8 protein-coding genes are annotated in these 8,413 nt (G+C 64.4%); 6 read left to right on the forward strand and 2 right to left on the reverse strand.

Features of this window, described 5'->3' with window-relative positions; translation table 11 throughout:
* Positions 1-28: 28 nt before the first annotated feature.
* Positions 29-535: a hypothetical protein gene (locus tag H5T60_08250; GenBank protein ID MBC7242420.1), complete on the reverse strand. Its 507-nt coding sequence runs from the start codon at positions 533-535 to the stop codon at positions 29-31.
* Positions 536-1,003: 468 nt separating this feature from the next.
* Here H5T60_08250 and H5T60_08255 point away from each other — a divergent pair, with 468 nt between their 5' ends.
* Positions 1,004-1,957, forward strand: coding sequence for a hypothetical protein (locus H5T60_08255; protein MBC7242421.1), 954 nt, complete (start codon positions 1,004-1,006; stop codon positions 1,955-1,957).
* 68 nt (positions 1,958-2,025) lie between these two features.
* Here H5T60_08255 and guaA read toward each other — a convergent pair whose 3' ends face one another.
* Entirely contained in the window at positions 2,026-3,579 is a 1,554-nt protein-coding gene (guaA, locus tag H5T60_08260) for a glutamine-hydrolyzing GMP synthase (protein MBC7242422.1), read from the reverse strand.
* A 232-nt stretch (positions 3,580-3,811) separates the two neighbouring features.
* Between guaA and H5T60_08265 the strand changes: the two genes are divergently transcribed.
* The 5 genes from H5T60_08265 to H5T60_08285 form a co-directional block, all read left to right on the forward strand.
* Positions 3,812-4,252 (forward strand): Rrf2 family transcriptional regulator, encoded by a 441-nt coding sequence (locus tag H5T60_08265; protein MBC7242423.1) that lies wholly within the window; start codon positions 3,812-3,814, stop codon positions 4,250-4,252.
* A 30-nt stretch (positions 4,253-4,282) separates the two neighbouring features.
* Positions 4,283-5,227, forward strand: a complete 945-nt coding sequence (gene cysK / locus H5T60_08270; GenBank protein ID MBC7242424.1) for a cysteine synthase A — start codon at positions 4,283-4,285, stop codon at positions 5,225-5,227.
* Positions 5,228-5,238: 11 nt separating this feature from the next.
* A complete protein-coding gene (gene nifS / locus H5T60_08275) occupies positions 5,239-6,396 on the forward strand; it encodes a cysteine desulfurase NifS (protein MBC7242425.1) in 1,158 nt (385 codons plus the stop codon).
* Positions 6,397-6,406: 10 nt separating this feature from the next.
* Positions 6,407-7,483, forward strand: a complete 1,077-nt coding sequence (gene mnmA / locus H5T60_08280; GenBank protein MBC7242426.1) for a tRNA 2-thiouridine(34) synthase MnmA — start codon at positions 6,407-6,409, stop codon at positions 7,481-7,483.
* Positions 7,476-8,413, forward strand: a 938-nt coding sequence (locus H5T60_08285) for a ThiF family adenylyltransferase (protein MBC7242427.1), incomplete at its 3' end; no start/stop codon positions are given. The genes mnmA and H5T60_08285, both read left to right, overlap by 8 nt.

The following is an 8,413-nucleotide window of genomic DNA, read 5'->3' on the forward strand; positions in this document are numbered from 1 at the left end:
AAGGGTTAGCTGTGGTTGCTGACGGCGCCTACGGCGCCCTCGTACAGCCGGCCGTAAGGCCGACGCCTTTGAAGACGCCCATGTTTTTCCCGCTGGAGACGACATATGCGCCCTCAAACTCCAGGTTGATGCGCATGACGACGCGCACCATGTAGTCGTCGTCCGATTCGCCGGCCGGCCGCGGTTCATTCGGCGGGATGGTGCCGAAGTAGCGCCAGAACACCGGCGCAAGCCCGACGCCCGGGGTGGGGCGGGTGGGGATGCGTTCGCTACGGATGAGCAAGAGGGCGCGTTCGAGGTAGCGTTCGACCGGCTGGCGGTAGTCCTCGCGGTCGTACATGATGTGCAGGGCATAGTAGTCCTTCATCTCGGGATAAATGCCGTAGCCCACGAAGCCGCCGCCCAGCCCGTTGCCGCGCTCGCGCATGGTGGCGATGGCCTCGATGATGGCCTCGCCGTTGATAAGCTGGCCGCCTTTGTGGAGGATGCCGGCGGTGGCACAGCCGGCGTGGTCGTAGCGTTGTGCCGGTCGCAAGGGTTCCCCTCCTGTCCGCCAAAATTGTATCAAATATACAAGCCAGAGGATGGCAACGATGTACACAGCCGCTGTACTGCTGACGGGCGTCATCGCACAAAGGGTCGTTCCTGAGGAACATCGTTGAGGGTAAATACAAAACGCCGGCCCTGGAGGATTCCCATCCTGGAAGCCGGCGGCAGTGCCTGCTGGGCCAAGTCACCGTTGTCCGGACTGCGGCGCATTATAGCACAGGCGGGGATTCTGTCAAACGGACAAAGAGGGGGGCTTGACGAAACCCTGAAGCGTTGTTATAATACTATTGCAACAATACCCTTATAGCTTTCTATCCCTTTGGCTTGTGGTGCCTCGCCGGAAAGGAGGAAGCCCGTCGCACGATGACGTGAGGAACCCCGGCGATACGGTTCGTCGGCCTATGGCGCAGTGAAACTTTCATCGCAGTAGTCAAAGAGGAGGGAAAAACGGGCTATGAAATCCTCGCGCATCTTTATGGTGCTCTTCATCTCCGCTATGCTGTTCCTCTTGGCCGCCGGCCTGGTCTTTGCCCAGGACCCTGCCGCCATCAGCGGGGAGAAGTGCAAGGGATGCCATGGTGACGTCCACGCGGAGTGGGCCACCACCCGACATGCCACGGCCTTAAAGTCGTTGGTGGACAGCGGCCATGCTCAAGATCGCTGTCTGGCATGTCACTCCACGGACTACATCCTCGCTCCTGAAGGCTCCAAGCCTACGCTGCAGACGGCGCAGTATGCGCTGACCTGTCTGGCCTGCCATCCGGGTGATCATACGGCCGGCGGCTCCGCCAAAATCGAGAACATTTTCGATACCTGCGCCAAATGCCACAACGGCACCTCGGGCGGCACCCGGCCCATCCTGCCCGGCTCCGAAGCGCACCACCCCATGAAGGAGATGTTCATGGGCGAGGGCGCGCCGGAGGTCTCTGGCGTCCCGTCCCCGCATCTGCCGGTCAAAGACTGCACCAACTGCCATGTGGAAGGCCATAAGTATACCGCCACACAGGCCGCCTGCGATAAGTGCCACGGCGGCACGAAGACGATCGAGGCCGTCCACACGGAAGTGCTTCCCAAGCTGGATGCGCTGAAGGCAGTCCTGGATCAGATCAAGGCGGCTCATCCCGATTGGGATCCGCAGGCGCAGACCAAAGGGGATGACCAGAAAGCCTACGAGCTGGCGTACACGCTGTACACCTTTGCCGCCAGCGAGGGCAGCGGCGGCGTCCACAACTACGACTACACCTATGCCATCCTGGCCAAGGCCAAGGATGCGCTGGTGAAGGTCGGGTTGGCCGCGCCGGAGGCCCTGCCCATCACCGGTGCGGAGCTGGTCAATCTCTGGCCGTACCTGGCCGGCCTGGCCGGCGTCGCGCTGGTGGGCGTGGGCATCCGCAAGCGGATGAAGTAATCATCTGAAACGGGCTGAATCTTTCGCGAGGCACACAAGGTACAGGGGCGGGGAAACCCGCCCCTGTTTTATTCCCATTCGATGGTAGCCGGCGGCTTGCTGGATATATCGTATACCACCCGGTTCACCCCCGGCACCTCGTTCACGATGCGGCTGGAGATGCGTGCCAGCAGATCATACGGCAGGCGGGACCAATCGGCGGTCATGCCGTCCACGCTGGAGACGGCACGCACCGCCACGAGGTACTGATAGGTGCGCCCATCGCCCATCACCCCGACGGAGCGCACCGAAGTGAGCACGGCGAAGTACTGCCACGGTTTCTCCGCGCCCAGGTTGGCGGCGTCAATCTCGCTCGTGACGATGGCGTCGGCGGCGCGCAGGATGGCCAGCTTCTCCTCGGTGACCTCTCCGATGATGCGCACAGCCAGGGCCGGCCCAGGACACGGCTGACGATGCACCAGGGATGCCGGCAGTCCCAACGCCTCGCCCACCTGCCGCACCTCGTCCTTGAACAGCATGCGCAGTGGTTCGATGAGTTCGAACTTCATGTCCGGCGGCAGGGCGCCGACGTTATGGTGGGATTTGATGCGTGCTGTGGCCCGACTGCCGGCGCCGGAGGATTCGATAACATCGGGGTAAATCGTGCCCTGGACGAGATAGCGCACGCGGCCGAGCTTGTGGGCTTCTTCCTCGAAGACGCGGATGAATTCCCGCCCGATGATGCGGCGCTTTTCCTCCGGGTCGGTGACGCCGGCCAGGGCGCGCAGGAAGCGCTGGCGCGCGTCTACGAGGATGGTCGGGGCCTGGATGTGCCGGCGGAAGGCCTCCATGTTCTCTTCCACCTCCCCCTGGCGGTGCAGGCCGTGGTCCACGAAGATGCAGGTGAGCTGGTCGCCGATGGCGCGCGAGACCAGCGTGGCCGCCACGGTGGAGTCCACGCCGCCGGACACGGCGCAGATAGCGCGCTCGCCGCCGACCCGCTGGCGGATCTGAGTGATAGATTCGGCGATGAAGTTTTCGGGGCGCCACAGGCCGTGCAGGCCGCAGATGCGGAAGAGGAAGTTGTGGAAAATGGCGCGGCCCTCGACGGTGTGATGCACTTCGGGATGGAACTGCAGGCCGTAGAGCCGGCGTTCGTCGTCGCCTATGGCGGCGATGGGGGCATTGGCGGTGTGTGCCAGGATGCGGAAGCCGGCCGGCAGTTGCTCGATGCGGTCCCCATGGCTCATCCAGACGCGGGTGGGGGAGGGGATGCCGGCGAACAGGGGGGAGTCCGGGGCATCAATGTACAGCTCGGCATGGCCGTATTCCCTGGTGGCCGCCGGCGCGACGCGTCCGCCCAGGGCATGGGTCAGGGCCTGCATGCCGTAGCAGATGCCGAGCACCGGCTTACCGGACTCGAGGATGTATGCCGGCAGGGTCGGAGCGCCAGGCTCGTAGACGCTGGCCGGCCCGCCGGAGAGGATGAAGCCGGCCGGCTCCAGCGCCAGCACGCGCTCCGCCGGCGCGTCCCAGGGGATCAGTTCGCAGTAGACATGGGCCTCGCGCACCCGCCGGGCGATGAGCTGATTATATTGGGAGCCAAAGTCCAGCACCACGATGGTTTCCGGGTGTTCCGCCATCCTCTAATTCCCCCATGCAAGATGATACAGCATGCTGATCCTTGGCGATATTATAGCGGTTCTGCCATGCAAGTCACAAATTGCCAAGGTGTGGAACAAGTTGTGCCTGGTGCCTCCCGGCCGGGCAATCCTATCCTCGTCAATTGGGACGCATTTGACAACCGGGGCAGTTATGATATATTCTAGTAAACCTATAGGAATACTGAAACCATGGATTGGGGAGGGAAAGCGCATGAAACTGACCACCAAGATGCGCTACGGCACGCGAGCTATGCTGGAGCTGGCCCTGCATCAGGGGGATGAGCCGTTAAGCCTGCGGGAGGTGGCGGAACGGCAGGATATCTCTCCGAAATACCTGGAGCAGTTGTTCGCTACCCTGCAGACCGCCGGCCTGGTCAACGCCGTGCGCGGCCCGCGCGGCGGGTACGCGCTGGCACGGCCGGCAGAATCCATCAACCTCCGGCAGATATATGAAGCGCTGGAAAGCCCCGACGGCTTCGTCACATGCACGGCCAATCCGCAGGTCTGCGAGCGCGCGGACCACTGCGTGACCCAGGAGGTCTGGGCGCGCTTGTATCAGACCTGCATGCAGTTACTGGAGGAAACAACCCTGGCGGACCTGGCGGACCGGGCCCGGGAGAAAGCGGCCTCGGGCTGGATGTACTATATCTAACTATCCCACACAAAAAGGAGGAACGGAAACATGGCCCGCATTTTCAACGACATCACGGAGACCATCGGCAACACCCCACTGGTGCGCCTGCGCCGGCTGGGAGCCGGCCTGCCGGCGGAAGTGGTCGCCAAGCTGGAGTCCTTCAACCCGCTCTCCAGCGTCAAGGACCGCATCGGCGTCAGCATGATCAACGCCGCAGAACGGGAGGGCAAGATCGGCCCCGACACCACCATCATTGAGCCGACCAGCGGCAACACCGGCATTGCCCTGGCCTTTGTCTGCGCGGCGCGCGGCTACCGCCTGATCCTCACCATGCCGGAGACGATGAGCATCGAGCGCCGCAAGCTCCTGCAGGCCCTGGGCGCGGAGCTGGTGCTGACCCCGGGGGCGGAGGGCATGCGCGGCGCCGTGCGCAAGGCCGAGGAATTGGCGCAGTCCATCCCGAACAGCTTCATCCCACAGCAGTTTAAGAACCCCGCCAATCCGGAGATTCACCGCCAGACCACGGCGGAGGAGATCTGGCGCGATACGGACGGCCGGGTGGACATCTTGGTCGCCGGCGTCGGCACCGGCGGCACCATCACCGGCGTGGCCGAGGCCATCAAGGCGCGCAAGCCCTCTTTCCGCGCCATCGCGGTGGAGCCAAAGCAGTCGCCCGTGCTCTCCGGCGGTCAACCGGGCCCGCACAAGATCCAGGGCATCGGCGCCGGCTTCATCCCGGATGTGCTGCGGCTTGACCTGGTGGATGAGATCATCCAGGTGGACCAGTTCGATGCGATGCAGACGGCTCGCCGGCTGGCCCGTGAGGAAGGCATCTTGGCCGGCATCTCGTCCGGCGCGGCGGCCTTCGCCGCACTGCAGGTTGCCGCCCGGCCGGAGAATGCCGGCAAGCTCCTGGTGGTGATCTTGCCGGATACGGGCGAGCGCTACCTGAGCACGGAGTTGTTCGAGTTCAACGCCGGCCCCACCTGGTGAAGGAGGGACTTATGGGAAGCCTCTATTTTGACCATGCGGCCACGACACCCACGCGGCCGGAGGTTATCCAGGCAATGATGCCGTACTTCACGGAGCACGCCGGCAACCCCTCCAGTATCCATATGTTCGGCCAGCGCGCCAAGCGCGCCCTGGATGAGGCGCGCCGCACGGTGGCGGATGTACTGGGAGCCAAGCCGGCGGAGATCTACTTCACCAGCGGCGCGACCGAGAGCAATAACATCGCCATCCAGGGCGCGGCCAAGTCCTATGCCATGTTCGGCCGGCATCTCATCACCAGCGCCTTCGAGCATCATGCGGTCCTGCATACCTTCCAGGCGCTCGAAAAACAGGGGTTCCAGGTGACCTATCTCCCCGTGGACGAGCAAGGGTTGGTGCGGCCAGAGGAGGTGGAGAAGGCCCTGCGCCCGGACACCATTTTGGTGAGCATCATGCTGGCGAACAATGAGGTGGGCACGGTTCAGCCCATCCAGGAGATCGCCGGCATCCTGCGCCGGCGGGGCATCCTCTTCCATACGGACGCGGTGCAGGCCGTGGGCAAGATCCCGGTGAATGTGCGGGAGCTGGGCGTGGATATGCTGTCCCTGACGGCGCACAAGTTCTACGGCCCCAAAGGTGTGGGCGCGCTGTATGTGCGGGAGGGGGTCGAGATCGCCCCGCTTTTCTTCGGCGGTCACCAGGAGGGCGTCCTACGGCCGGGCACGCAGAACGTGCCGGGCATCGTGGGATTGGCCGCGGCCCTGCGCCTGGCCTGTCAGGAGATGAAAGATGAGGGCGCCCGTATGCGCCGTTTGCGCGATCTGCTGGAGCAGTCCATCACCGAACGCATTCCTGACGTACATGTCAACGGCCATCCGGACAAGCGGCTGGCCCATATCAGCAATGTCAGCTTCGCCGGCCTCGATGGGGAGGCCCTTCTGCTGGCGCTGGATATGCAGGGCATCGCGGTCTCGACCGGCTCAGCCTGCACCGCCGGCTCCACCGAGCCGTCTCACGTCCTACGGGCCATGGGGGTGGACCCGCTGTGGGCGCGCGGCAGTATCCGCTTCTCCCTGGGGCGCGATACCACGGAGGAAGATATCCGCTTCCTCATTGAGGTGCTGGCCACAGCAGTCAGCCGGCTGAGGCAGATGGCGCCGGCGGGCGCGTGAGGGGTGATGCATGGGCAAGCGGGTCATCGTGGCGATGTCCGGAGGGGTGGATTCCTCCGTAGCCGCGGCGCTGTTGCGTGAGCAGGGGTATGAGGTTATCGGCATTGGCCTGCGCCTGCCCGGCATGTCGCGCGGTGATGGCCGGACACGCACCTGTTGCGGCATTGCCGGCATGGAGGATGCCCGCCGTGTGGCCCAACTGCTGGACATCCCCTTCTATGTCCTGAACTATGAGGATGTCTTCGATCGGCTGGTCATTGAGCCCTTCTGCCGCGCCTACGCCGGCGGCCGCACTCCCAATCCCTGCATTGACTGCAACGTGTATATCAAGTTCGGTGTGTTGCTGAGGACTGCGCTGGCCTGGGGGGCGGATTACCTCGCCACCGGCCATTACGCACGCGTGAGGGAGGTGCCGGGCGTTGGCCCCTCCTTGTGGAGAGCGCGCGACCGGGAGCAGGATCAGTCGTATTTCCTGTATGCGCTGGGACAGGAGCAGTTACGCTGTGCGCTGTTTCCGCTGGGCGATCGGAGCAAGGTCGAGGTGCGGGAGATCGCCCGCCGGCTGGGACTGCCGGTGGCGGAGAAGCCGGCCAGCCAGGATATCTGCTTCCTGCCGGATCGGGACTATCGCGCCCTGATCATCGAGCGCTGTCCGCAGTGCGTTCAGCCGGGGGAGATCGTGGACACGGCCGGCCGCGTGCTGGGCCGGCATGCTGGCGCGCCGGCCTACACCGTCGGCCAGCGCCGCGGCCTGGGCGTCGCTGTCGGCGTGCCCCTGTATGTCCTGCGAGTTGACCCGGCGCACAACCGCGTCATCGTGGGCCGGCGCGAGCAGACCTTCTGCCGCCAGATGTGGGTGGAAAGGCTCCATTGGATGGCCGGGATGGGATTGCCTCGCGTGCACTGCCTGGTGAAGACGCGCCATCGCGGCGTGGAGACGCCGGCGGAAGTCCGGCCGGATTGGGGTAACCGCACCGCCCATATCCGTTTTCTGCGCCCGCATCCCATTTCTGCGCCGGGGCAGGCCGCGGTCTTCTATGATGGGGAGATGGTTCTCGGAGGAGGAGTTATCACCGACTATGCCTGAACAGCATATGGAGCGCTACTCTCGACAAATACTGTTCCAGCCCATTGGCCGGCCCGGTCAGGAGCGCCTGCTTGCCAGCCGGGTGGTGGTCATCGGCCAGGGGGCGCTGGGGACCGTCATCGCGGATCACCTGGCGCGCGCCGGCGTGGGGCATCTGGTGCTGGTGGATCGCGATTTCGTGGAGCTGAGCAATCTTCAGCGGCAGAGCTTGTTTGACGAAGAGGATGCCCGTCAACGTCTGCCGAAGGCCATCGCCGCGGCGCGGAAGCTGGCGCGGGTAAATTCCGAGATCGAGATTGTGCCTCTGATCGCTGACGTGACGCCGCGCAATGTGGAGGAGCTGATCGCCGGCGCAAGCCTGGTCATGGATGCCACCGACAACCTGGAAACGCGCCTGCTCCTCAATGACGCGTGTCTGAAGGCCGGCACCCCCTGGATTTACGGCGGTGCGGTCGGCTCATCGGGCATTGTCATGAGCATCGTGCCGGGGGAAACGCCTTGCCTGCGGTGCCTGATTGACGAGCCGCCGCCTCCTGGAGCCCTGCCGAGCTGTGATACGGTGGGGGTTTTAAACGCTACCACGGCTACCGTGGCCTCCATTCAGACGGCGGAGGCGCTGAAGCTCTTGACCGGGCACGCGCCGGCCGCCGGCGTGCTGTATCTCGATGTCTGGGAGGGGACGTTTGACCGGATGCCGCTGGAGCGCCGGCCGGACTGTCCCGCTTGCGTGCAGAGGAATTTCGAGTACCTGGCCGGCGCGCGCACCGCCTGGACGACGGTGCTGTGCGGCCGCAATGCGGTGCAGATCGTCCCGCCGGACGAGCGGGGTGTGTCCCTGGAAGAGCTGGCGAACCGGCTTTCGAATGTGGGTCGTGTGATCTACAACGGTTTCCTGCTCAGTCTGGAAGTGGATGGGCGGGAGCTGATCGT

The sequence above is a fragment of the Anaerolineae bacterium genome (assembly GCA_014360855.1).
Lineage (GTDB): Bacteria > Chloroflexota > Anaerolineae > JACIWP01 > JACIWP01 > JACIWP01.

Bases quoted from the DNA above. Each gene is read 5' to 3' on its own strand.
- H5T60_08255 (MBC7242421.1), top strand. From the start codon at position 1,004: ATGAAATCCTCGCGCATCTTTATGGTGCTCTTCATCTCCGCTATGCTG.
- guaA (MBC7242422.1), bottom strand. From the start codon at position 3,579: ATGGCGGAACACCCGGAAACCATCGTGGTGCTGGACTTTGGCTCCCAA.
- H5T60_08265 (MBC7242423.1), top strand. From the start codon at position 3,812: ATGAAACTGACCACCAAGATGCGCTACGGCACGCGAGCTATGCTGGAG.
- cysK (MBC7242424.1), top strand. From the start codon at position 4,283: ATGGCCCGCATTTTCAACGACATCACGGAGACCATCGGCAACACCCCA.
- nifS (MBC7242425.1), top strand. From the start codon at position 5,239: ATGGGAAGCCTCTATTTTGACCATGCGGCCACGACACCCACGCGGCCG.
- mnmA (MBC7242426.1), top strand. From the start codon at position 6,407: ATGGGCAAGCGGGTCATCGTGGCGATGTCCGGAGGGGTGGATTCCTCC.